Below are 24,432 nucleotides of genomic sequence, written 5' to 3' on the forward strand. Positions count from 1 at the left end.
ACTTGATAGCTTTTAACTAGAATACTTTTAACTAGAACACTTTTTACTAGCTTATTATGTACTGTGATTAAGCAGTGCTTTTAGTTTGCCCGGTTTAATTGGCTTACTTAAATAATGAATATTAGCGGCTTTGGTTTCTTGTTTAAGCTCGGTGTCGCGTACTGCGGTAATTAAAATAGCGGGCACTTGGCTTTGCCAAATTTCGCGCAGGGTTTTAATTAGCGTTATGCCATCGCAGTCATTGCCTAATTGGTAGTCCATTAAAATAACATCGGGTGCACCGTTTTGCTTAGCGTGCGCCAGTACATTATTTACATTATCAAATAGCGTGTAATTAGCTTGCCACTTTTTAAGTAAGCTTGCCATTGCAGCTAGGTTTTCAGGGTCGTCGTCTACGGCAACAATATTAATTGCTGCACGGTTTTCTATTAGGCTGTTTGTCGTACTTTTTTGTTGTACAAACTGCTCGTCACCATAAGGTACTTCAATGCTAAAACGGCTACCTTTATTGGGCTCAGAATGCACATCAAGCGGCAAACTTAATAAGTCAGCCATACGTTTTACAACACCTAAGCCTAAGCCTACGCCTTTGTTATCGCCCGACTCAACACGGTAAAAGTCGTTAAATATTTTAGCTTGCTCTACTTCGCTAATACCAGGGCCTGTATCCCATACTTCTATTCGTAAATTGTGCTTTCGGTTCCTACAGGCAATTAATACACGGCCATTATCGGTGTATTTAACTGCATTAGAGAGCAAGTTTTGAATAATTCGGCGCAAATAGGTTATATCGCTGTGCACAATTTGCTGGTTTGAACGCACACTAAGCTTAAGGCCTTTATCACTTGATAAAATAGCGTATTCACTTTGCAATGGCGCTAAAATATCTTCAATATAAAAGTGGCGAGGGGTTGGGGTCATAGCGCCTTGTTCTAGCTTGGCTATTTCAAGTAGCGCCGACATTAAATGCACGGTTGAATCGAGACTGTCGCCTAATTTTTCAAAGCTGTTTTGGTTAGTGCTGTCGAGTTGCTTTTCGTCAATGGCAGCAAGGTATAAACGTGCTGCGTTTAACGGCTGTAAAATGTCGTGGCTCGCCAGTGCTAAAAAGCGCGTTTTACTGTCGTTGGCTTGCTCTGCTTCTCGTTTGGCTAAAGTAAGTGCTTGCTCGGTTTGTACACGGCTATCTATTTGAGCTTGTAAGTCTCTATTAATGGTTTGCACTTCTTGAGTTCGCGCTTCTATGCGGTTTTCAAGATCCATATTTACTTCTTCAAGCGCATTTTGCGTACTTATGTGATTGGTAATATCCGAAAAGCTGGTAACAAATCCGCCATCGGGCAGCGGATTACCAATCATTTCGTATACTTGGCCATTACGACGGTGGCGAATAAAGTGATGCGAGCTGCCGTATTTTAAATGCTGCACACGTTTTTCTACTTGGCGTTCTATTTCGCCAGGGCCACATTCACCACGGTTAGCGTTGTATCTAATAATATCTTCTATGGGTTGGCCTACTTCTAAAAATCCTTCAGGGTAGCCAAACATTTCGCTGTAGCGCTTATTCCAAGCTACTAGCTTTAAATCTTTATCGACAACCGAAATACCATGGCTTAAATTTTCGAGTGAGGTAAATAACAAATTTTGATTAAATTGCAGCGCTTGTGTGGTTTCGTCAAAAAAGTTTACAACTTCTTCAAACGCCATACGCTTACCCGACGATACCGTATGTATTAATGCTTGTGCGGACGATGCGCCAAGCACGCCTGTTAACGCGCGTTCGCAGTAGGCTATAAATTCAGGCTCTGGGTGTGCGTTGTTATCGCTCAAGTGATGGGCGAGTGCGTAATGCGCCAATACTTGTTGGCTGCGCTGAATACCTAAAAAGGTTTGCAGTAGTATTTTAAAGTCGTAAACAGTGGCTTTTACGTCTTTATTTAAGCGCCTTGATAAAATAGCCTGATCTTTAGGGTTAACAAAAGCAGCTGCCTGAATCTTATCAATTAAGCGTTCCTCAGCCCCAAGTGAAAAACTAATATAACACCCAATATTGGCAAACAAAGCTATCAAGGTTCCGCGTGTTATAAGCGTTTGTTGTAGCTCGCTATCAAGCGTTGCACCGGCATCGAGTATTGGCAGCATTAAAAATAGTACCCAGCAAATAAAGCCCGCTACTAAACCTGCATAAACCCCATAAGCATGGCCTTTTCGCCAGTATAAACCGCCCACAATAGCGGGTAATAATTGAGTAACAAGTGAAAAAGCAACTAAGCCCATACTTGCCAGTGCGCTGCTATGGCCAAACCATTGCTGATAGAAATAGGCCAAAATTAATATGCCTGCAATAGCAAAGCGCCTTACAAGCAAAATACGAGACTTATAACTGGTGGTAATTAAGTTGCGTTTAAATTTACGACGTAGCATTAGGGGTAATACCACATCGTTTGAAATCATCGTGCTTAATGTAAGCGTTGCTACCACTATCATTGCGGTGGCGGCCGATAAACCACCTATAAATACAAAGGTGGTTAAAAAGGCGTTGTCGTTAATTAACGGTAGGGCAAGTACAAAGCTATCTGGCGAATAGCCGCTGCCAATTTCAGGATGAATAGCCGCAGTAGCAATAGGTAAAATCATTGCGGCAGTTAATAATAAATACAGCGGAAAAGCCCAGCGAGCGGTAAGTAAGTGGCGTTTGTTTTGGTTGTCGACCACGGTTACATGAAACTGGCGTGGTAAACATATAATAGCGGCCGCAGCCATTAAGGACTGGCCAATAAAGTTAAAGCTAAAAAAGTTAAAGTCGCTCCAATGGGCCCAAATCGACTCGGTTACTTTATTTGAAGTAGGCTCTGGCATATTAAATAAGGTGTAAACAGCAAGTCCTGCTACAGCAATAAGTGCAATAAGTTTAATCATCGATTCAAACGCGACAGCAAGCATTAACCCAGAGCGATACTCTGTTACGTCCACTTTGCGGGTACCAAAAAATATTGCAAATAAGGCCATAATTAATGTGGCAGAAAGCGCGAGCATATCGCCTGATATTTTATTACTGTTTTGCAAAAGTAAAAAGCTGGTACTAAGCGCTTTTAATTGCAGTGCAATGTAGGGAATAGTCGCGAGTAAGGCGATTACAGTAACCATAATCGCGGTAGTTTGGCGTTTGCCGTAACGAGCTGAAATAAAGTCAGCAATAGTGGTTATGTTTTGTTTTTTGCTTACCAGTACCAGCTTACGTAAAAACCCTTGGCCGAATAAAAACAGCAGCGCAGGGCCCAATAATATTGGCAAATAACTCCAACTGCTGGTGGCGGCTGTACCCACTGAGCCGTAGTAAGTCCAAGAGGTACAGTAAATCCCAAGTGAGAGTGAATACACAAAAGGGTGATGGCTAATACGCTTTGCCAAAGGGGTTGTTTTATCGCCCCAATTGGCGAGCCAAAACAGCACACCTATATAACTTAAAGCAACAATAATGAGTACGGCAGTCATGTTGTTATTAAACCTTATTATTTTAAATAGTCCCTCAACCCTATGAGGGATTAACACAATACCAGAACTGAGGTTAAGTGTGAGGCTTGAATTTAAAATAAAACTTTCATTTTATTTCTATCTTATTGAATATTAATAACAAAAATAAAATCATCTCAAGCATTAGACTAATGTCGCATTAATAACCAACTTACCAATTTAATAGTAAAGCCAATTCAAAAAATTAAGCTAACCAATTGAAATAAAATGAAAATGTATAAAATACGTTTGAATGATAAATACAGTTTACGTAAACGTTAACAAGCTGTTACGACTATGGTCTCAATTCAATATGTAACCAGCGTTGCTAAATTGGTAAGCGAAGATAAAAAACCACTCATCGCGATATTGCGGTGCTTAAAGGGGAAAACAAAAATGGCTTTTAAAGATGAAGAACAAGCAAAAGCTTATTGGGCAGAAAACATTTCGCTGTTATTTAAACTATTAGCAGTGTGGTTTATCGTGTCTTTCGGCTTTGGCATATTACTGGTTGATGTACTTAATGAAGTACGTTTTTTTGGGTTTAAACTTGGCTTCTGGTTCGCCCAGCAAGGCGCGATTTATACCTTTGTTGCTTTGATTTTTGTGTACGTTTTCAAAATGAATACGTTAGATAAAAAATACGGCGTAGACGAATAGGAGCTAAGCAATGGATGTTCAAACACTCACGTTTATAATTGTTGGTTTAAGCTTTGCGCTTTATATCGGCATAGCAATTTGGGCCCGTGCGGGTTCAACTAAAGAGTTTTATGTAGCAGGCGGCGGCGTACCTCCTCTTGCTAATGGTATGGCAACGGCTGCCGATTGGATGAGCGCCGCGTCGTTTATTTCAATGGCAGGTATTATTTCGTTTGCAGGTTACGATGGCAGCGTTTACTTAATGGGGTGGACAGGGGGTTATGTACTATTAGCCATGTGTTTAGCGCCTTACTTACGTAAATTCGGCAAGTTTACTGTTCCTGATTTTATTGGCGACCGTTACTATTCACGCACTGCGCGTTTAGTGGCAATTGTATGTGCCATATTCATTTGTTTTACTTACATTGCAGGGCAAATGCGTGGCGTAGGCGTCGTATTTTCACGCTTTTTAGAAGTAGAAATTGAAACCGGTGTTTACATTGGTATGGTGATTGTATTCTTTTATGCGGTACTTGGCGGCATGAAAGGCATTACCTACACACAAGTAGCGCAGTATTGTGTACTTGTATTTGCCTACCTTGTACCAGCCATTTTTATCTCGATGATGATGACGGGTCACTTTTTCCCACAAACCGGTTTTGGTGCCACATTAATTGGCAGCGATGGCGTGTACGTACTTGATAAACTAGACGGCTTAAGCGCTGAACTTGGTTTTGCACAATATACCGAAGGCTCTAAGAGCATGATTGACGTGTTCGCTATTACTGGCGCGTTAATGGTAGGTACTGCTGGTTTACCACATGTAATTGTTCGCTTTTTCACTGTACCTCGCGTAAAAGACACGCGTATTTCTGCAGCATGGACACTTGTGTTCATCGCGATTGTTTATACTACAGCACCTGCGGTTGCAGCCTTTGCTCGCGTAAACATGGTTGATACTATTAATGGTAAAGACGGTAGCGGTACAGCTTACGCAGAAGCACCAGGATGGATTAAAAACTGGGAACGCACAGGTTTAATTACATTTGATGATAAAAACGGCGATGGCAAAATGTTCTACACGGCGGGTAAAATCACCGATCCGAACAGTGCTAACGAAGTAAACGTAGACCGCGACATTATGGTATTAGCAAATCCAGAGATTGCTAACTTACCAGCATGGGTAATCGCACTTGTAGCTGCAGGTGGTATTGCCGCGGCACTTTCTACAACAGCAGGTTTACTACTGGTTATTTCGACCTCCGTTTCGCACGATTTACTCAAGCGAACTCTCAAGCCCGATATTACCGACAAGCAAGAGTTACTTGCAGCGAGGTTGGCAGCCATGGTCGCTATTGTTATCTCCGCGTACTTTGGTATTAACCCGCCTGGGTTTGTGGCATCGGTAGTGGCATTTGCATTCGGCCTAGCGGCAGCGAGTTTCTTCCCAGCAATTATTATGGGTATATTCTCTAAAACAATGAACCGCGAAGGCGCAATTGCAGGCATGGTAACGGGTATTGGCTTTACCGCTGCGTATATCATTTTCTTCAAGTTTGTTAGCCCAGAGCTAAACAGCCCTGAAAACTGGTTCTTAGGTATTTCGCCTGAAGGTATTGGCTTAATTGGTATGATTATTAACTTTGCAGTTGCTGCAATTGTTCTTAAGTTTACTAAACCAACACCAGTTGAAATTCAAGAAATGGTTGAAAGCATTCGTAACCCTAAAGGGTCTGCAGAAGCACACGACCACTAGGCTACAATTTATAAATATAGTTTAGAAAACATAAAGCACCAAAAGCCCGACTTTAGTCGGGCTTTTTATTTGTTTAATAAATAAGTACATTAGATTGGTACATCACCATTTAAAGAGCGAATACAATGAGTGTAGAACAACAAGAAATAGCCCAATACGTTTGTTTGCAAGCGCCTTTTACTATGCTTGATAGCAGCGCATGCGAATATTTTGTAAATCATCTTGATATTATTTACCTCACCCGCGAAAACCAAACTCAGTGGTTACAAAGTGAAAACCCTAAATTGTTTTTAATTCGCTCTGGTTTGTATGACCTAGTTGATGGCAAGGGCGATGTAGTTACACGCTTAGCGCAAGGTGATTATTTTGGTTTTCCGTCGCTGTTAACTGGTGAGGCAATTCAAAATAGGTTGAAAGTACAAAAAGAGGGCATAGTGTATATGCTCTCTCAAACGCACTTTGATTTTTTACGCAGAGAATATAAATCGTTTGAGCAATATTTTGTACGCGCTCATGCTAACCGGTTGTTGTCATCGCATTATAAAAGTAAAAACGATAGTTGGTCTGAACGTAAAATATCAGAGCTGATGACCCGCACAGCAATTACACTTTCGCCCGATGCAAGTATTAGGCAAAGCGCTAAAAAAATGAAAGAGCATGGTGTCTCGTCAATAATGATAACGCAGCACGCACACTTAGTGGGAGTTGTGACTGACCGCGATTTACGTAATCGAGTACTTGCCGACGAAGTAGATCCACAAGATGCAGTCAGCAGTATTATGACCGCCAAGCCCAAGTTTATATTTGAAAATAACCGGGTGTTTTCGGCGCTGCACTTAATGCTTAAATACAATATTCATCATTTGCCGGTGCTCGACGAAAACCATAACCCGATAGGAATGATAACCAGCACCGATTTACTGCGCCAACAAAAAAGTGACCCCGTACAGCTTATTGGGCGCATATACAAAGCGCATACTGTTACTGATTTAAAACGCTACGCAAAAGAAATCCCCGAACTTTTGCGTGGTTTTTCGTACAACATTGACGACATATCGCTAATTGGTAAATTACTGAGTGGTTTAACTGATGCGCTTACATCGCGCCTTATTCATTTATTTCAAGAAGAGCATGGCGCAGCGCCAACCAGCTTTAGTTTTATTTGCTTTGGCTCGCAAGCACGCGAAGAGCAAACTCTGCATTCAGATCAAGATAACGGCTTATTACTTCCAAACGACTTAACTCCCGAGCAGCACGCTTACTTTAAAAGCATGGGGGAGTTTGTATGTGAAAACTTAGTTGAATGCGGCATTAGGCGTTGCCCAGGTAATATTATGGCAAGCAGCGATGAGTGCCGTATGAGCGTAAACGACTGGAGCGAGCGATTTTTTAAATGGATAAAAAGCCCAACGCCTGATGCAATGCTTAACTGTAAAATATTTTTTGACCTGCGATTTATTGAAGGCTCAAATACTTTATACACCGCTTTTTGCGAGCAATTAATTCGTATATCGCGTAACGACTTATTCTATGCCGCAATGGCAACCGACATAAGCAGCAACAGCGTGCCAATTGGTTTATTTAATAAATTTAAAACTGAAAAAACAGATCAAAATAATAAATATATAGATTTAAAAAAACGCGGTGTCGTAATTATAAATGACATAGTGCGGTTATACGCTTTAAAAGCGGGTATTAGGCGCGCCAACACACAAGAGCGGTTGGACGCACTACTAAAACATAAACTGATCAGCAAAGAAGATATATACAACCTAAAAGACTGCTGGCGGTTCTTAACGCAGCTTCGCTTGAGTACACAAATAAACGAAGAGGGTTTACCGAGTAATTGTATTAACCCTAATAAATTAAACTCATTAGAGCGCCATCAACTAAAAGAAGCGTTTTACCTTGTTAAACAAGCGCAGCAAGCCGCCGCGTTTAAGTTTGCTCGCGGCAGTTTATAATGATGGATTACTAACATGGTAAAAAAGCTGCTCACTCGGTATTTAAAGCGCCGTAAATTACTAGGCAAAAATGCCTTACAACAACGTTATTTGGTGATTGATTTAGAGCTCACTGGGCTTGATGCAAAACAGCACGAAATTGTATCGGTAGCGTGGGTGATAATAGATAACCAATGTATAAAAATGAGCGAGTCGCAGCACCTTATAAATAAAGACGTAAAAAGCCTTGAGCAAAGTCCTGTTTTTCATGGGATTAGCGACGATGCTATAACAAAAGGACAGAGCTTGTGCAGTATATTAACGCAACTAAGTAGCCACTTTAGTGATTGTATTTTAGTGTTTCATAATGCCATGCTCGATTGGGGGTTTTTAAAAATAGCGCTTAAAAATGCCAATATAACTATACGTCCTAAACTCATAATCGACACACTCCATATTGAACAAAAGCGCTTACTCCATCATTCAACTGAAATAAAACAAGATGATTTAACCCTTAATGCATGCCGCACACGTTATGAGTTACCAAGCTATCATTGCCATCATGCGTTAACCGATGCACAAGCCACCGCCGAGCTACTGCTAGCCCAGTGTCATCAAATAAGCCGTGGCAAAGAGTTAAAAGTAGCCGAGTTGATGTAGGTTGGCTGTAGGCGGGGCTTTATGCCGCGCGAGATAAACTCCCGCCTACAATAAAGAGCAGTTTACTTTTATTGTTACCCGTATAGCTATAGGTACAGTTACGTAATCATTATTTACTAATTACTTCAAGGAACGAACATGAAACTCATCACTGCCATTTTCTTAACCTTATTCCCACTTATCACTTTTGCCAATTCAAGCTTACCTACAAGCCGTAAAATTTCGGTTCAAGGGACTGCAGAGGTGCTTGCCAATCCTGATATCGCTAAAATACTATTTCAAATTATAAGTATTAAAAACGAACCTTTAGCAGCTAAGAACGATCTTGATAATAAAGTTAATTTACTAATTGACGGACTAAGTCAATTTGAAATAACTGCCGATGATGTAGTCGCCTCAAGTGTTAAAGTTGAAAAAACGGGTATGGATTACATTGAAACAGGGCATCAGGCTCCCGCTGAATACGCAGCTATAAGGACTTTTGAAGTAACACTAAAAAATATTAAAAGAGTGAATGATTTAAGTGATTTTTTATTGAATTTAAAAGTAAATGCGATTCAAAATACTGAGTTTTTATCTTCAAAAGCTGAGCTGTTACAAGCACAAGCTACACAACAAGCACTTAATAACGCAAAAGAAAAAGCAAATATGCTTGCTAACTCCTTTGGTACAAAAGTGGGTGAAGTACGCACTATTAGCTCAACTCAAAAAAGCGTTTACAGTGGTTTTGGTGCAGCGGTTAAAAAAATAGATAGAGTAAATCCAATAAGCGATTCATTTCCTAAAGCTCGCAAAAATTATCTACAACAAACGGTAAGCTTTAAATCATCAATAAACGTGGTGTTTGATTTAGAAGTAAATGATTAAGTTAAAATTTTCATTTCAAATACATTTTCATAATGTAAGCTGGCTTTAAGTTTTTGATTAATTTGAAGGTAGCCATATTATGAGCGATGAAAATAACACGTTAAAAGGACAAACTGAGGCAAAAATAGCAGCAGGGCGTAAAGGTAATCCTGATTTTATGAAAGGTGTTGATGAAACGATTGCACAAGCAAAAGCGTTTCAACAAGGTGCTAATGCACTTGATTTAAACCAAATCGCACCAAGTTTTGAGTTACCAAATCAACATGGTCAATCGGTGCAGTTAACTGAGTTACTTGCTAAAGGGCCTGTGGTTGTTACTTTTTATCGTGGAAGTTGGTGTCCGTACTGTAATTTACAGCTCAAAGCGCTTCAAGCACGTTTACCTGAAATTCACGCATTAGGCGCACAATTGGTGGCTATTAGCCCGCAAGTACCCGATGGCTCACTTAGTGATGATGAAATAAGTAAAATGGATTTTTTAGTGCTGAGTGATCAAAATGCGGATGTAGCAGCAAGCTACGGCGTAGCATGGCAAGTACCCACATTTTTACTAGAGCATATGCGAGTAGACAGAGGCCTAGATTTAGAGTCGGTTAACAATGGCAATAGTCGTGTTTTACCGATCCCTGCCACCTTTGTTTTAGATAAACAAGGTAAAGTGACTTGGCGTTATGTTGATGTTGATTATCGTACTCGTTCTGAGCCAGAAGATATAATTAATGCATTGAAAAATTTAGTATAAAAAACTTAATTTAAAAAGCCAGAACCCTCGAAGAGCTTGCAATGCCTAAGCTCTTTAACCTTAATTTAAAGTTTCTAATGCTTCCCTCTTATAATCAGATGCAAGGTCGATTACAATACAGCCATCTAAAAGGCGTATTGCCTTTATCTGCACACTAAAAGAGTGGATTTTATATTTCATGGCAATCAAACTTGCAATTAATGGTTTTGGTCGTATTGGTCGAAATATTGTCCGCGCGTTATACGAGTCTGGTTTGAGCGACGATATAAAAATTGTTGCGATTAACGAACTTGCTGATCCTGAAGCTATTGCTCATTTATTAAAATACGACACATCCCACGGTCGTTTTTCTTTTCCTGTAAAACTTGGTGAAGACACCATTAGTGTTGCAGGCGATACCATTGCACTTTTTTGTGAAGAAAACCCAATTGAATTACCTTGGCAAACGCTCGATGTAGACGTTGTACTTGAATGTACAGGTGTTTATCACTCACGTGAACATGCGCAGTTACATATTACCGCAGGCGCTAAAAAGGTGTTGTTTTCGCATCCGGCCGATAACGATGTTGATGCTACGATTGTGTATGGCATTAACGACGATGAGCTTAAAAACGAGCACACAATTGTGTCTAACGGCTCGTGTACAACTAACTGTGTTGTGCCGGTTATTAAAGTATTAGATGATGCATTTGGTATTGAGTCGGGCGCTATTACAACGATTCATGCGTCGATGAACGATCAACAAGTGATTGATGGTTATCATCATGATTTACGCCGTACTCGCGCTGCAAGCCAATCAATTATTCCAGTTGATACAAAGCTCGCCCGTGGTATAGACCGTATTTTACCTAAATTTAAAGGCCGTTTTGAAGCCATAGCTGTACGTGTACCGACTATAAATGTCACGGCAATGGATTTAAGTGTAACGGTTAATACTGATGTAGATTTAAACGCAGTAAATAACGCACTTAAAGCACAAGCAAAAGACCGCTTAGAAGGTATTTTAAGTTATACCGAAGAGCCGCTTGTGTCGGTTGATTTTAATCACGACCCACATTCTTGTATTATTGATGGCACACAAACACGTGTTAGTCACAAACGACTGATAAAGTTATTAGTATGGTGTGATAACGAATGGGGTTTTGCTAATCGTATGCTCGACACAGCGCGTGCTATGATGGCAGTGAATAAGTAATTTATTAATATAATAATTTTAAACGTATTTTTCAGGTTCAGTATCGTTAACTAAGGAGATGTTCATGTCGGTCATAAAAATGGCAGATTTAGATTTAAACGGCAAACGCGTATTAATTCGTGAAGATTTAAATGTACCAGTTAAAGCAGGTAAAGTGACGTCAGATGCGCGTATTCGTGCAGCACTACCTACTATTAAATTAGCGCTTGAGATGGGTGCTAAAGTAATGGTTATGTCACACCTTGGCCGTCCTACGGAAGGGGAATATGATGAAGCGTTTTCGCTAGCACCTGTAGCTGATTACTTAAACGATGCCCTTGAGCAAACTGTACGTTTAGAAAAAGATTACCTAAACGGTGTTGATATTGCTGATAACGAAGTTGTTGTTTTTGAAAATGTGCGCTTTAACAAAGGCGAGAAGAAAAACGACGAAGCTTTATCTAAGCAACTTGCAGCACTGTGTGATGTATATGTAATGGATGCATTTGGTACGGCTCACCGTGCACAAGCATCTACGCATGGCGTTGGCTTATTTGCTGATGTGGCATGTGCAGGTCCATTGTTATCAGCTGAACTAGAAGCGTTAGGCAAAGCACTTGATAACCCAGCTCGTCCATTAGTAGCGATTGTTGGTGGTTCTAAAGTTTCAACTAAGCTAACCGTTTTAGATTCACTTTCTAAAATTGTTGACCAATTAGTTACCGGTGGCGGTATTGCAAATACCTTTATTGCTGCATCAGGTAGCCCAGTTGGTAAATCGCTTTACGAACCAGATTTAATGGATGAAGCGAACCGTTTATGTGCTGCAGCGATTGCTAATAATGGTGAAATTCCGGTACCGACTGACGTAGTTGTTGGTAATGAGTTTTCTGAATCTGCTGTAGCTACGCTTAAAGATGTAAGCGAAGTAACAAGCGACGATATGATTTTTGATATTGGTCCTGATACAGCGAGCAAGCTTGCAAAAATTATTGCAAATGCGGGCACTGTTGTATGGAATGGCCCTGTTGGCGTGTTCGAGTTTGACCAGTTTGGTAATGGCACACGTGCTATTGCACAAGCAATTGCTAACTCAAATGCGTTTTCAATTGCTGGTGGTGGTGATACCTTAGCCGCAATTGATAAATACGGCATTGCCGATAAAGTTTCTTATATTTCTACTGGTGGTGGTGCGTTCTTAGAGTTTTTAGAAGGCAAAAAACTTCCAGCAGTTGAAATGCTAGAGTCGCGCGCTAAGTAATTTTAGTAGCGTAAGGTGAGGGGGTAATAGCCCCCACCGACAATTAATTATTAAATACCTCTCACCCTAATTTAATAGTTAATTTAGACGGAATATTACTGCAAAGCAGTGGTTTTTCGTGGCGTTGTTATAACGCCAAACTAACACATCCGTTCAAACTAGATGGTAGGGAACTACTGTCGATAAATTGGAGAATACCCAATGGCTTTAATCAGTATGCGACAACTTTTAGATCATGCAGCAGAGCATGGTTACGGCGTACCTGCTTTTAACGTTAACAATCAAGAGCAAATGCGCGCAATAATGGAAGCGGCTGACAAAACAAACAGCCCAGTAATCGTTCAGGGATCAGCTGGCGCACGTGCTTATGCTGGTGCTCCATTTATTCGTCATATGATTTTAGCAGCCGTTGAAGAATGGCCACATATTCCCGTTGTTATGCACCAAGATCACGGCACATCGCCAGGTGTATGTCAGCGTTCAATTCAGCTTGGTTTTTCATCAGTAATGATGGATGGCTCGTTAATGAGCGACGGCAAAACTCCTTCAAGCTACGAATACAATGTAGAAGTAACGCGCGAAACTGTTGCTATGGCGCATGCTTGTGGCGTATCGGTTGAAGGCGAGCTAGGTGTACTTGGTTCACTTGAAACAGGTGAAGCTGGCGAAGAAGATGGTGTTGGCGCAGAAGGTATACTAACCACTGAGCAAATGCTAACAGACCCTGAAGAAGCGGCTGACTTTGTAAATAAAACACATGTTGATGCACTTGCAATTGCCTGTGGTACTTCGCACGGAGCTTATAAATTTACTCGCCCACCAACAGATGACATTTTAGCGATTGACCGCATTAAAGCGATTCATGCACGTATTCCTAACACGCATTTAGTGATGCATGGTTCATCTTCAGTTCCACAAGAGTGGTTAGAAATTATTAATCAGTACGGTGGCGAAATTCCAGAAACTTACGGCGTACCTGTTGAGCAAATTGTTGAAGGTATTAAGTTTGGTGTTCGTAAAGTAAATATTGATACCGATTTACGTTTAGCATCTACCGGTGCAATTCGCCGTCATATGGCGCTTAACCCATCTAACTTCGATCCACGTAAATACTTAGCTGAAGCAACTAAAGCAATGACAGAGATTTGTGTTGCACGCTATAACTCGTTTGGTACTTCTGGTCAGGCTAGTAAAATTAAGCCAATTTCACTTGATGAAATGCACCTTAAATACTTAAGCGGCGAACTAGACCCTAAAATTAGATAATGGATCAATTTATAATACTAAGCCAATAACTTTGTTACTGGCTTTTTTAATGTCAGCTCTTTTTATATTACAGGTTCGGCTTTTTTTGATCAGATCACTGCATTACCAACGCGGAATTTTGGGATCACGCATTTACTAACACAGCCTTTTTCGGATCATTACTTTACTAAGCCAAATACACTTTAATGCTATTTTGGGCTCTGAGATAATTTGATCGTTATTTATTTGTATAAACAATCAACAACTTATGGCTTTGACTAGGTACAACTCTGATCTGAGAGTGGATCGGCTTGGTAAAAATCTGATCCTTTATTTTGGGCTTAGTAAAATTTAGATCTATTTTTAAACGTATTGATTGTTACACAGGCGGGTTTATTAATTTTAAAATGGCTTTAAAGCTGCTTTTAAACGATCGATCTGTAAAAATGTCTTGGTTAGTAAAACAATGATCCCAGCTAATTTTGTATTATTTAATGATTCAACTAGCGACAAAAAGCAGATAATTTCAAAAATTAGCTATTTTATAAATTTATCGTAAATCTCTTATTATTACGTTAAATATTAAAAAGGTTTTAAAAATATGACGTTAATGAGGTTTTTTGTCACTAATTTGTGTTTTTTTTACCACCATTTTAATTTACACGTTACACTTTCATAAAAATGTCATACTTAGTCATAATAATGAAAACTAATTCGATAGCGTAAGAGATAAATTGGAATGTCACGTAAAGTACTAGTCGTAGATGACGAAGCTCCTATCAGGGAGATGTTGGTTTTTGTTTTAGAGCAAAATGGATTTCAAGCAATTGAAGCAGAAGATTACGACTCTGCTATTGCAGCTATGGTTGAACCTTACCCAGATATGGTTTTACTTGATTGGATGTTACCAGGTGGAAGCGGTATTCAAATTGCTAAAAAGTTTAAGCAAAACGAACACACCCGCCAAATCCCAATTATTATGCTTACAGCCCGTGGCGAAGAAGAAGACAAAGTACGCGGTCTTGAAGTAGGTGCTGACGATTACGTAACTAAGCCGTTTTCTCCTAAAGAGCTTATGGCGCGTATTAAAGCGGTTATTCGCCGTGTATCGCCAACCTCATTAGAAGAAGCTATTGAAGTACATGGCCTGCGTTTAGACCCTATTTCGCATCGTGTTACCTCAGAAGGTAACGAGCTTGATATGGGGCCAACCGAATTTAGATTACTGCACTTTTTTATGACTCACCCAGAGCGTGTTTATAGCCGTGAACAGCTGCTTGATCATGTATGGGGAACTAATGTTTACGTAGAAGATCGCACGGTTGATGTGCACATTCGTCGTCTGCGTAAAGCAATTGGCCCACTTGGACATGACCGTTTGGTGCAAACTGTACGTGGTGCTGGATATCGTTTTTCAAGTAAGCTGTGATCAGCTTAAAGCTTAGCTAATGTATGAAATACGCATGTATTACTACTCTAAGGTAAAGTGAGTGTATGTATCGAGTTGTTAATAAGCAGGCGTTAGTAAAGCGCCTGTTTATCTATTTTTTACCCTTACTATTAATTGGTGTGCTGGTTGGCGCGCCATTTTTGCTTTTATTTTTAGGATCTTTTTCCCTCCTTATTTGGCACTACCATCAACTTTATCGTTTGAGCGATTGGCTACTTAATCAACGTAGCTTTAATCCACCTGAGGGCGAGGGTGCATGGGAGCAAGTGTTTGAAGGTATTTATCATCTACAGCACCGTAATCGTAAAAAACGTAATGAGCTTGCTGATTTAATTCGTCGCTTTCGCGATGGAGCTGAAGCAGTACCTGATGCGGTAGTGGTACTGCAAAATGATTTAAGTATTGTGTGGTGTAATCAATTAGCCCTTAAAGTGCTTGGTTTGCAGTGGCCAACCGATCATGGTCAGCGTCTTGATAATTTAATTCGCGAACCTAAGTTTGCTAAATACATGCACAAAGGTGAATTTGACGACGCGCTTGAGCTGGATAACGGTCATAGCATTGAGCAAGTACTAGAATTTAGGGTTATGCCTTATGCAAGCACGCAACTTATGGTTGTTGTGCGTGATGTAACGCGCTTAAAACAGCTAGAACAGATGCGTAAAGACTTTGTAGCCAATGTGTCACACGAACTACGTACACCGCTTACAGTGGTTACTGGCTATCTTGAGATGATGGATGGCGACATGATGCCGCCGCCAGCAATGTGGAACAAAGCGCAAAATACTATGCTTGAACAATGCAAGCGCATGGATAGCTTAGTCAGCCAATTATTATCGCTTTCGCGTATTGAAGGTGCACGGCGCCAAGACAACGATAAAGCTATAAATGTGCCGCAATTACTTGGTTATATTCACACTGAGGCAAACTCAATTAATCAAGACAAAGGCCATGAGCTTATTTTTAATATTGATAAAACCCTCGATATTAAAGGCTCTGAGGATGAACTGCGTAGTGCGTTTTCTAATTTAGTATTTAACGCCATTCATTACACTAAACCCGGTGGCAAAGTGGAAGTATGTTGGCAGCGCAAAAACAATAAAGCGTGTTTTAGTGTTACCGATAATGGTGATGGTATTGCGCCAGAGCATATTAACCGTTTAACTGAGCGTTTTTATCGTGTTGATAAAGCCCGCAGCAGAACAACAGGTGGCTCAGGTTTAGGGCTTGCGATTACAAAACATGTACTAACGCGCCACGATAGTAAATTAAATATTAGCAGTGAAGTTAACAAAGGTTCGTGTTTTTCTTTCGAATTTTCAATAGATAAGACAGTTTCGCTAGCTAAGTAATTAGGCTGAAAAGCAAAGTCATAAAAGTGTCATTTAAGAGTAATGTAACTGTCATGTACTCACTTTAGAGTGGGCAGCAGTTAGAAAATGGGACGAACAAACCGGAGAACCCTACATGAAATTTAAAAACTTAGTTGCCGCAATGGGTGTGGCTGTTACAACTTTCGTATCTGCACAAGCAGTTGCTTTAGATCAAGATATTCCTGAGTATCAAAAAATTAGTGGTGTTTCAGGTAACTTCTCATCTGTAGGTTCTGACACTTTAGCCAACATGATGACGTTCTGGGCTGAAGAGTACAAACGTATTTACCCAAATGTAAATATTCAAATTCAAGCGGCAGGTTCTTCTACTGCGCCACCGGCACTTACCGAAGGTACAGCTAACCTAGGTCCAATGAGCCGTAAAATGAAATCAAAAGAAATCGAAGCGTTCGAAAAACGTTACGGTTATAAGCCAACAGAAGTTCGCGTAGCTATTGATGCACTTGCTGTATTTGTACATAAAGATAACCCAATTGAAGGTCTTCGTATTGACCAAGTAGATGCTATTTTTTCATCTACTCGTAAATGTGGCGCACCAGAGCAAGTTAATCGTTGGAGCGATGTCGGCCTAACAGGCGATTGGGCTGCTAAAGACGTTCAGCTTTATGGACGTAACTCAGTGTCAGGTACTTATGGCTACTTTAAAAAGAAAGCACTGTGTAAAGGTGATTTCCGTAATAACGTAAATGAGCAACCGGGTTCTGCATCGGTAGTACAGTCAATTTCATCTTCATTAAATGCAATTGGTTACTCTGGTATCGGCTATAAAACATCGGGCGTACGTACAGTACCGCTTGCTAAAAAAGGCGATAACTTTGTTGATGCAACACTTGATAACGTTGCGCAAGGTAAATACCCGCTATCGCGCTTTTTATATGTTTATGTGAATAAACACCCGAATAAGCCACTATCACCTATGGAAGAACAATTTTTAAGAATGGTACTTTCAAAAGATGGTCAGCAAATTGTAGAAAAAGATGGTTATGTACCACTTTCTGCAAAGCTAGTAAAAACAGAACTTAAAAAGCTTGGTTTGAACTAATACCAATTGCATTAAATTAGTGAGTTATTATAGCGATAAGAAAATAGCGCAATAACAAGGCTAAAATTATGATACATAGTTGTTCTATATAAATAATTTTTAACGTAGTTAGTGAGTTATTTAATACGCTAGAATGGTCATGTTTTTAATAAAATTGGTATGATAAACCATAGGCAATAAAAAACCGCTCACTGAGCGGTTTTTTTATGCCTAAAACTAAAAACTTTAAGGAATTAAATATTACCTAATTTTTCGGCTTGTGCTTTACATTGATTATAGCTCTCAACACATTTACCAGAGCATACTTGCTGTTTTAAGCCCTCAGCAGTTGTTTGCTGTTCACATGTACTTTCGCATTGGTAATTTTGTTGAGCACACTGATTCATTTCAGGGTTTTCAACTTGGTTTTGGCAACCTACTAATAGTGCAAAAGTAAGGGCGACTACGCTTGTTTTTATTAAAGTGTGCATGCTTCTTATCCTTAAAATGGAGTCGCAATAATATTAAATTTCGACTTGAATATTGTCGATCAATCTAACACCACCAAAATAGGCTGCGGCTAAAATAACAAATTGAGTATCTTCGATTGTAGCAGTTTTTAATGTATCTCGTTGAGCAATCTCAAAATAGTCTGGCTTTAGGCCAGCTTGCTCTAAGCTCTGTTTAGCTAAGCTTTCAAGTTTTACGAAGTCTTTTTCGCCGCTTTTAAGTTGCTCAGCGCATGTATTAAGTGCTTTAAATAATACGGTTGCAGTCGCTTTTTGCTCATCAGATAAGTAACCATTACGCGAGCTCATAGCAAGGCCAGAAACTTCTCGCATTGTAGGTACACCAATAACTTCAACCGGAATTGATAGGTCGCGCGCCATGGTTTTAATTACTTGCAGTTGCTGAAAATCTTTTTCACCAAAGCAGGCGTAATCGGGTTGTACAAGATTAAATAATTTTGTAACTACCGTGGCAACACCTCTAAAGTGACCAGGGCGTGAGCCACCACAGTAACCTAATGAAATATCAGGCACATCTACAAAGCTCTGTGCGCCAAGTCCATTTGGATAAATTGTCTCTACACTTGGGGTAAATACAATATCAGTGCCTAGTTCTGCAAGGCCTTGTTTATCTTCGTTTAGTGTACGAGGATAGTTATCTAAATCTTCGTTAGCACCAAATTGCATTGGGTTAACAAAAATACTCACAACGACTTTATCGGCTAAGTTTTTTGCTTTTTCTACTAGCGAAAAATGCCCACGGTGTAAGTTGCCCATTGTTGGCACAAGAGCCACGCTAAGACCCGCTTGGCGCCATGCTTTAATTTGACTACGTAACGATCTGATTTCAGTAATTGACTGCATTATTTAAACTCGTGTTCAGCGCTTGGAAACGCGCCATTTTTAACGTCTGTACAATACTTTTGAACGGCTGCAGGCATATTGCCTGTTTCGAGCAAAAAGTTTTTAGAAAATTTAGGAATGTAACCTGCTGAAATACCAACAAGGTCATGCATTACCAGTATTTGGCCGTCAGTTAAACTGCCCGCACCAATACCAATTGTTGGGATACTTAGAGCGTCTGTAATGCGTTTTGCCAGTGCACTTGGAATACATTCAAGTACTAATAATTGTGCGCCAGCAGCTTCTAGTGCTTTTGCGTCATCAATCATTTTTTGTGCTTTGTCTTCTTCGCGACCTTGTATTTTAAAGCCACCAAATACATGTACTGACTGTGGTGTAAGGCCTAAATGCCCACAAACTGGAATACCTTGTTGAGTAAGCGTTTTAATACTCTCGTAAAGCCACTCTCCGCCTTCAAGTTTAATCATGTTTGCGCCAGCGCGCATAAGCTCAGCTGCATTTTTACAAGTATCACTTACGCTTGAGTAGGTCATAAAAGGTAAGTCAGCAATTACAAATAATTCGCGGCTACCAGCGCGTACACAGCGGGTATGATATGCAATATCTTGATTGGTTACGCCAAGGGTGTCATCGCCGCCTTGTAGTACCATGCCCAAAGAGTCGCCCACTAAAATAACTTCAACGCCGTTATCATGAAATAACTTTGCAAAACTAGCGTCATAGGCTGTTAATGCAGTAATTTTGTTATTTTCTGCTTTCATTTTATTTAAAGTAGAAACGGTTATTTTAGACATAATATCCTCGCAGGCAAAAGCCTAGGTTAATTACAGAGGTAATTGTTGTAAGTCGTTGAGCGGTAAGTTATTTGCAATGGTTTTTAATGCAATGCCGCTTGGTAAAATAAGTTCAGGTGCAAGCTCTAATAGTGGATAAACCACAAACTCGCGATTATTCAAACCATAATGAGGCACAGTTAAGCGCACCGTATTTATAATTTGATCATCAAATAATAGAGTATCTATATCAAGAGTGCGTGGACCCCAACGCTCAGCCTTTCTTACTCGACCATGCTCAAGTTCAATACGTTGCGTTAAATCAAGTAATTGCTCTGGCTCAAGGGTCGTTTTAATGCACGCTACTGCATTGATATAGTCTGGTTGATCTTGTGGGCCCATAGGCTTACTTGCATAGTAATGCGATACGTTTATAAATTCACAATTAGGCAGCTTTTTAAGCGCGATTACCGCGTTATCAAGCTGCTCTTTTGGTGAGTTTAGGTTGGCACCTAAACCCAAATAAACACAGTACATGTTATTACTCAGCTGGCTTTTTAGTCGGTCGACGGCGCTTTCGCGGCTTAGGACCACCTTGGTGACCTAAGTTTTTAACCATCTCTTTTTGGCCGTTTATATCTTGGCTTAAATATTGTGTCCACCACTGGGCAAGCTCAGTATGCTGTGTTTCGCCTGCGTCTACGCGTAAGAGTAAAAAGTCGTAGGCGGCTTTAAAGCGAGGTTGCTGCGTTAGTCTGTAAGCACGTTGGCCTGCTCGTTTATCCAAACGGTGCTGAATATGCCAAATATCGCGAGCACCTAAAGTAAAGCGTTTAGGAACCGCAATGTGTTGTGAGTTATCGCTTAGTACTTTATTCATTGCTTGTGCGAAAGCATCGTACTCAGGTAGTTGCTCTTGGCTTTGAATCTTTTTAGTACGTTCAAGCAGTGGGAACCAAAGTAGTGCGGCAAAAATAAACGCTGGTGTTACTTTTTTATCTGCATTAATACGTTTGTCGGTATTTTGAAACATTTGCTGAATAAGCGTGTGTTCTAAGCCACTTGGATTTTTATCTAAGATTTTATCAAGCTCAGGAAACAGTGAGCGGAATAAGCCGTATTTACGCAGCATTAAAAAGTTAGCTTCGGCCTTGCCGTTTAAAAACAGCTTAAGAATTTCTTCAAATAAACGTGCCGGCGGAATGTTATCAAGCAAACTTGCAAGCTCACTAATTGGCTTTTCACTTTTAGGCGCAATGCTCATATCAAGTTTAGTAGCAAAGCGAACTGCACGTAACATACGAACAGGGTCTTCGCGGTAACGCGTTTCAGGGTCGCCGATTAGCTCAATTTGTTTAGCTTTAATTGCCGCTAAGCCGTTGGCGTAATCGTGAATACTAAAATCTTTGATTGAGTAATAAAGTGCATTGATTGAAAAGTCGCGGCGTTCTGCATCTTCTTCAATACTGCCAAATACGTTGTCTCGTAGTAATTGGCCTTCATCGCTTGATTGGCTTATTTGATTTTTGTCTTCTTGCGCTTCGTGGTGGCCACGCATAGTCGCCACTTCAATAATTTCACGGCCAAATACAATATGTGCTAAACGAAAGCGACGACCAATAAGGCGACAGTTTCTAAATAGTTTTTTTACTTGATCTGGCGTTGCATTAGTAACTACGTCAAAATCTTTTGGCTGTTGGCCTAACAATATATCGCGAATACAACCACCAACAAGGTAGGCATCGTAGCCACCGTCTTTTAAGCGGTATAATACTTTGATTGCATTTGGGCTAAATTGTTTGCGAGAAATACCATGCTCACCACGAGTGACAACAATAGGCTCACTGCTTACAGAAGCGCTTTCGGCACTGGTATTCGGGCCGATTATTTGTCGGCAAAATTGAAAAAGCTTGGAAATAATAGTCTGTCTCCTAGAAGGTGTGATTGACTCTGCATCGCAATCAAAAGTTACAGCAAATGGGGCGGTTATAGCCCAGTACAAGCTGTTTGACGTAATTAGCATATATTTAGGCGGCTATCATATACCAGCAGGGTTTAAAAATTAAGTTGATGTGTTGAAATTAAGCCGTTTTTAGCTATTTTATTTACTTAAATGTGTAAATTGGACTTTCTGACTACGTGGATGCTGAGAAATTTGTATTTCGGATACTTGTGGTACCTGTTTTAAGCTAAAGTTTTTAATTCCCCAAGCGATTAATTGTTCAATATTTAAATCGATTAAATCAGCTATAACAGGCAACCCTAAAAATTCAAATGCACTAATTAAAGCAGGCTTTGGATTTTGTTTGCTAATGGCGGGAGCATAATTTTGTTTAGACAATTTGAAACCAGGCTTGGCAACCGCTAAAGGTAAATGAGCAAATTCAGGAACAGGGCTATTGAGTTGTTTAAACAAACTAATTTGCCGTGCGGTTGGCTCAATTAAATCAGCACCTCTTACAATTCGATTAATCCCTTGAGCAATATCATCGACGACCACAACAAGTTGATATGCAAATAAGTCATCGCTGCGTTTAATTAAGTAATCTTCATGGGAAAGGGCGCTATTTACCGTTATATCACCTTGAATTAAATCATTAAATTGAGTCGTTGGATGTTGCTGAACTAAGCGAAGCGCACCGGATTGAGTATTATGATTAAGTGCTTGGCAATGCCCCTGATAAATACCGCCAATGGCTTTTATTTGTTTGCGAGTACAGGTGCAACCATAAACAAGGTTTTGTTTTAAAAGTGAGTGGGTAATATCTTGGTATAAAGGCAGACGCTGCGTTTGATATACAACAGGTTCGTCCCAGTGAAGGGCGTAGGCATGTAAGGTATTAAGAATATCGGAGTCGGCGTTTTTAACCACGCGCGTAGTGTCAATGTCTTCTATACGAACTAACCAATCTCCTTGGTTAGCTTTTGCATCTAGATAACTACCCACAGCCGCTACAAGTGAGCCAAAATGTAATGGCCCAGAAGGAGACGGTGCAAAACGACCGCGATATTTACGCATAGGCGCAGTAACGGCTGTAGGAGACATAACTAATTAATAAGTATTAATTAGCCGCGTCCAGATTGCTTTTCTTTGATTTCTGCAAGTGTTTTGCAGTCTACGCATAAATCGGCAGTAGGACGTGCTTCTAAGCGACGTATGCCAATTTCGATGCCACAAGACTCACAAAAGCCAAAATCATCTTCTTTAATCAAATTAATTGTTTTTTCAATTTTTTTGATTAATTTACGTTCGCGGTCACGAGTACGAAGTTCTAAAGAGAACTCTTCTTCTTGTGCAGCGCGGTCAACTGGGTCAGGAAAGTTAGCAGCTTCGTCTTGCATGTGTGATTTAGTACGATCAACTTCGTTACGTAAATCATTACGCCAAGTTTCTAAAATCGCTCTAAAATGAGCACGTTGTGCATCATTCATGTACTCTTCGCCTGGTTTTTCTTGGTATGGTTCTAAACCGGCTTGAGCCAATAAACCATGTTTCTTTTGGTCTGGCATAACTCTCTCCTAAATCCTTAATTTAATGCCTCAGCATTAGCCGGCGGTATAAATAACAGAATCTTATATCCTAGGCAAATTTATTTTTAATTAATCGAATTAGCTTCAACCATGCTTACTGAGTAAAAAGTGTATTAATAGTCTATTTACACTTTCAATTAATTCACATATTCGCTTTCTAAAACTTGCCTTGTTATGTGGGCAAAAGCTTTAAAAACAAGTTAATTTTTATAATTCACTTTGTATAACTTTTTTTAATTTGAGTACTTTGCTTATTTTGCAAATTACGCTTAGTTCAATCCCTTGGTTTAATACACTATTGTGCAAATACTATTTTTTTATGAAGTAAAACTTCATTAGCAGAAATTGTGGCCTTGTATGCTAATACTTCAACGCCGGCTATTATTGCTTGGCTTAATAGCGTGGCGTATTTTTTATCAATATGCGCAGCTGCACTTACTGTATTTATTCCTTCATGCAAAACAGCGAACAGTAATACTGCTCGGTGGCCTTGTTCGATCATTTCTATTAGTTCGCGAATATGCTTTTGTCCGCGCAGTGTTTGCGCATCAGGAAAGTAGCCTTGCCCGCTTTGTGGTGCATCTTCGCTTAATAATGTGACTGATTTAACTTCTACGTAGCAATCAGGCTTATTTTCGTCTGTGAGTAAAAAGTCGATTCTGCTGTTTTCGCTGCCATACTTTACTTCGCTTTGCAATTGACTGTAGTCGAGTAGCTCGCTTATCACATTATTGTTTATTGCTTCTTCTACTACTTTATTGGCCACCGCTGTATTTACACAAATAAGCTGCGATAAGTTATTTTGCGTAAGCTCTAATGAATGCGGGTATTTTCGTTTTGCGTTATCGCTTGTTGAATAAAAAGCAGCAAAACCCGGCTCTGCGCATCCCGTCATTTTACCTGTATTAGCACAGTGGGCGGTAAATTCACTGCCATCACTTAATTGTAAATCAGCTAAAAAGCGTTTGTAGCGTTTTAATAAGGTGGCAGGTTGCAGAGTTGGCGTGTACTTCATGATAACTTCCAAAGCGTAAATACTGCACAGCAGTGTGGTTTATGTTATTTATCTCAAGCTGTTGGGAACTTAAGC

21 protein-coding genes are annotated in these 24,432 nt (G+C 40.0%); 12 read left to right on the top strand and 9 right to left on the bottom strand.

Features of this window, described 5'->3' with window-relative positions; genetic code table 11:
- Nucleotides 1–54: 54 nt before the first annotated feature.
- Nucleotides 55–3,495 (bottom strand): PAS domain-containing hybrid sensor histidine kinase/response regulator, encoded by a 3,441-nt coding sequence (locus tag CXF76_RS08905; RefSeq protein WP_101163479.1) that lies wholly within the window; start codon nt 3,493–3,495, stop codon nt 55–57.
- A 414-nt stretch (nt 3,496–3,909) separates the two neighbouring features.
- On the opposite strand from CXF76_RS08905, the gene CXF76_RS08910 reads away from it, so the two are divergent.
- From CXF76_RS08910 to CXF76_RS08965, 12 genes are all read left to right on the top strand, one after another.
- Complete coding sequence (locus CXF76_RS08910; protein WP_007377498.1) at nt 3,910–4,173, top strand: DUF4212 domain-containing protein; 264 nt, start codon at nt 3,910–3,912, stop codon at nt 4,171–4,173.
- Between the two features lie 10 nt (nt 4,174–4,183).
- Entirely contained in the window at nt 4,184–5,908 is a 1,725-nt protein-coding gene (locus tag CXF76_RS08915) for a sodium:solute symporter family protein (RefSeq protein WP_007587184.1), read from the top strand.
- A gap of 125 nt (nt 5,909–6,033) precedes the next feature.
- Nucleotides 6,034–7,872 carry a DUF294 nucleotidyltransferase-like domain-containing protein gene (locus CXF76_RS08920; RefSeq protein ID WP_101163480.1) on the top strand — a complete coding sequence of 613 codons (1,839 nt, stop codon included), beginning with the start codon at nt 6,034–6,036 and terminating at the stop codon, nt 7,870–7,872.
- A gap of 15 nt (nt 7,873–7,887) precedes the next feature.
- Nucleotides 7,888–8,511 (top strand): 3'-5' exonuclease, encoded by a 624-nt coding sequence (locus tag CXF76_RS08925; protein WP_101163481.1) that lies wholly within the window; start codon nt 7,888–7,890, stop codon nt 8,509–8,511.
- 138 nt (nt 8,512–8,649) lie between these two features.
- The gene (locus CXF76_RS08930; RefSeq protein ID WP_101163482.1) at nt 8,650–9,378 is read left to right on the top strand and encodes an SIMPL domain-containing protein; all 729 of its coding nucleotides are present in this window, start codon (nt 8,650–8,652) and stop codon (nt 9,376–9,378) included.
- A gap of 79 nt (nt 9,379–9,457) precedes the next feature.
- Nucleotides 9,458–10,120, top strand: a complete 663-nt coding sequence (locus tag CXF76_RS08935; RefSeq protein WP_101163483.1) for a peroxiredoxin-like family protein — start codon at nt 9,458–9,460, stop codon at nt 10,118–10,120.
- Nucleotides 10,121–10,298: 178 nt separating this feature from the next.
- Nucleotides 10,299–11,315 carry an erythrose-4-phosphate dehydrogenase gene (epd, locus tag CXF76_RS08940; protein ID WP_007587176.1) on the top strand — a complete coding sequence of 339 codons (1,017 nt, stop codon included), beginning with the start codon at nt 10,299–10,301 and terminating at the stop codon, nt 11,313–11,315.
- A 64-nt stretch (nt 11,316–11,379) separates the two neighbouring features.
- Nucleotides 11,380–12,555, top strand: a complete 1,176-nt coding sequence (locus tag CXF76_RS08945; RefSeq protein ID WP_007587175.1) for a phosphoglycerate kinase — start codon at nt 11,380–11,382, stop codon at nt 12,553–12,555.
- Nucleotides 12,556–12,756: 201 nt separating this feature from the next.
- Nucleotides 12,757–13,821, top strand: a complete 1,065-nt coding sequence (gene fba, locus CXF76_RS08950; RefSeq protein WP_007377491.1) for a class II fructose-bisphosphate aldolase — start codon at nt 12,757–12,759, stop codon at nt 13,819–13,821.
- Between the two features lie 718 nt (nt 13,822–14,539).
- Nucleotides 14,540–15,229, top strand: a complete 690-nt coding sequence (phoB, locus tag CXF76_RS08955; protein WP_006791869.1) for a phosphate regulon transcriptional regulator PhoB — start codon at nt 14,540–14,542, stop codon at nt 15,227–15,229.
- A 65-nt stretch (nt 15,230–15,294) separates the two neighbouring features.
- On the top strand, nt 15,295–16,602 hold the full coding sequence (gene phoR, locus CXF76_RS08960; RefSeq protein ID WP_024608321.1) for a phosphate regulon sensor histidine kinase PhoR: 1,308 nt from the start codon (nt 15,295–15,297) through the stop codon (nt 16,600–16,602).
- A 115-nt stretch (nt 16,603–16,717) separates the two neighbouring features.
- Complete coding sequence (locus tag CXF76_RS08965) at nt 16,718–17,686, top strand: PstS family phosphate ABC transporter substrate-binding protein (protein WP_010554592.1); 969 nt, start codon at nt 16,718–16,720, stop codon at nt 17,684–17,686.
- Nucleotides 17,687–17,919: 233 nt separating this feature from the next.
- Here the strand turns inward: CXF76_RS08965 and CXF76_RS08970 are convergent, their stop codons facing one another.
- The 8 genes from CXF76_RS08970 to sfsA all read right to left on the bottom strand — a co-directional run bounded on the left by CXF76_RS08970 (nt 17,920) and on the right by sfsA (nt 24,357).
- Complete coding sequence (locus CXF76_RS08970; RefSeq protein WP_007587168.1) at nt 17,920–18,156, bottom strand: hypothetical protein; 237 nt, start codon at nt 18,154–18,156, stop codon at nt 17,920–17,922.
- Between the two features lie 33 nt (nt 18,157–18,189).
- Nucleotides 18,190–19,038, bottom strand: coding sequence for a pantoate--beta-alanine ligase (gene panC, locus CXF76_RS08975; RefSeq protein ID WP_007587167.1), 849 nt, complete (start codon nt 19,036–19,038; stop codon nt 18,190–18,192).
- On the bottom strand, nt 19,038–19,832 hold the full coding sequence (gene panB, locus CXF76_RS08980) for a 3-methyl-2-oxobutanoate hydroxymethyltransferase (protein WP_007587166.1): 795 nt from the start codon (nt 19,830–19,832) through the stop codon (nt 19,038–19,040). Before panB ends, panC begins: the two co-directional genes overlap by 1 nt.
- 30 nt (nt 19,833–19,862) lie before the next feature.
- Nucleotides 19,863–20,348 (bottom strand): 2-amino-4-hydroxy-6-hydroxymethyldihydropteridine diphosphokinase, encoded by a 486-nt coding sequence (folK, locus tag CXF76_RS08985; protein ID WP_024593696.1) that lies wholly within the window; start codon nt 20,346–20,348, stop codon nt 19,863–19,865.
- Nucleotides 20,349–20,352: 4 nt separating this feature from the next.
- The gene (pcnB, locus tag CXF76_RS08990) at nt 20,353–21,834 is read right to left on the bottom strand and encodes a polynucleotide adenylyltransferase PcnB (protein WP_024608323.1); all 1,482 of its coding nucleotides are present in this window, start codon (nt 21,832–21,834) and stop codon (nt 20,353–20,355) included.
- A gap of 78 nt (nt 21,835–21,912) precedes the next feature.
- Complete coding sequence (gene gluQRS, locus CXF76_RS08995) at nt 21,913–22,857, bottom strand: tRNA glutamyl-Q(34) synthetase GluQRS (protein WP_101163484.1); 945 nt, start codon at nt 22,855–22,857, stop codon at nt 21,913–21,915.
- A 20-nt stretch (nt 22,858–22,877) separates the two neighbouring features.
- Complete coding sequence (gene dksA / locus CXF76_RS09000) at nt 22,878–23,321, bottom strand: RNA polymerase-binding protein DksA (protein WP_002962671.1); 444 nt, start codon at nt 23,319–23,321, stop codon at nt 22,878–22,880.
- A 316-nt stretch (nt 23,322–23,637) separates the two neighbouring features.
- Complete coding sequence (gene sfsA, locus CXF76_RS09005; RefSeq protein ID WP_007587160.1) at nt 23,638–24,357, bottom strand: DNA/RNA nuclease SfsA; 720 nt, start codon at nt 24,355–24,357, stop codon at nt 23,638–23,640.
- Nucleotides 24,358–24,432: the final 75 nt, after the last annotated feature.

Source organism: Pseudoalteromonas sp. 78C3, from assembly GCF_002836695.1.
Lineage (GTDB): Bacteria > Pseudomonadota > Gammaproteobacteria > Enterobacterales > Alteromonadaceae > Pseudoalteromonas > Pseudoalteromonas arctica.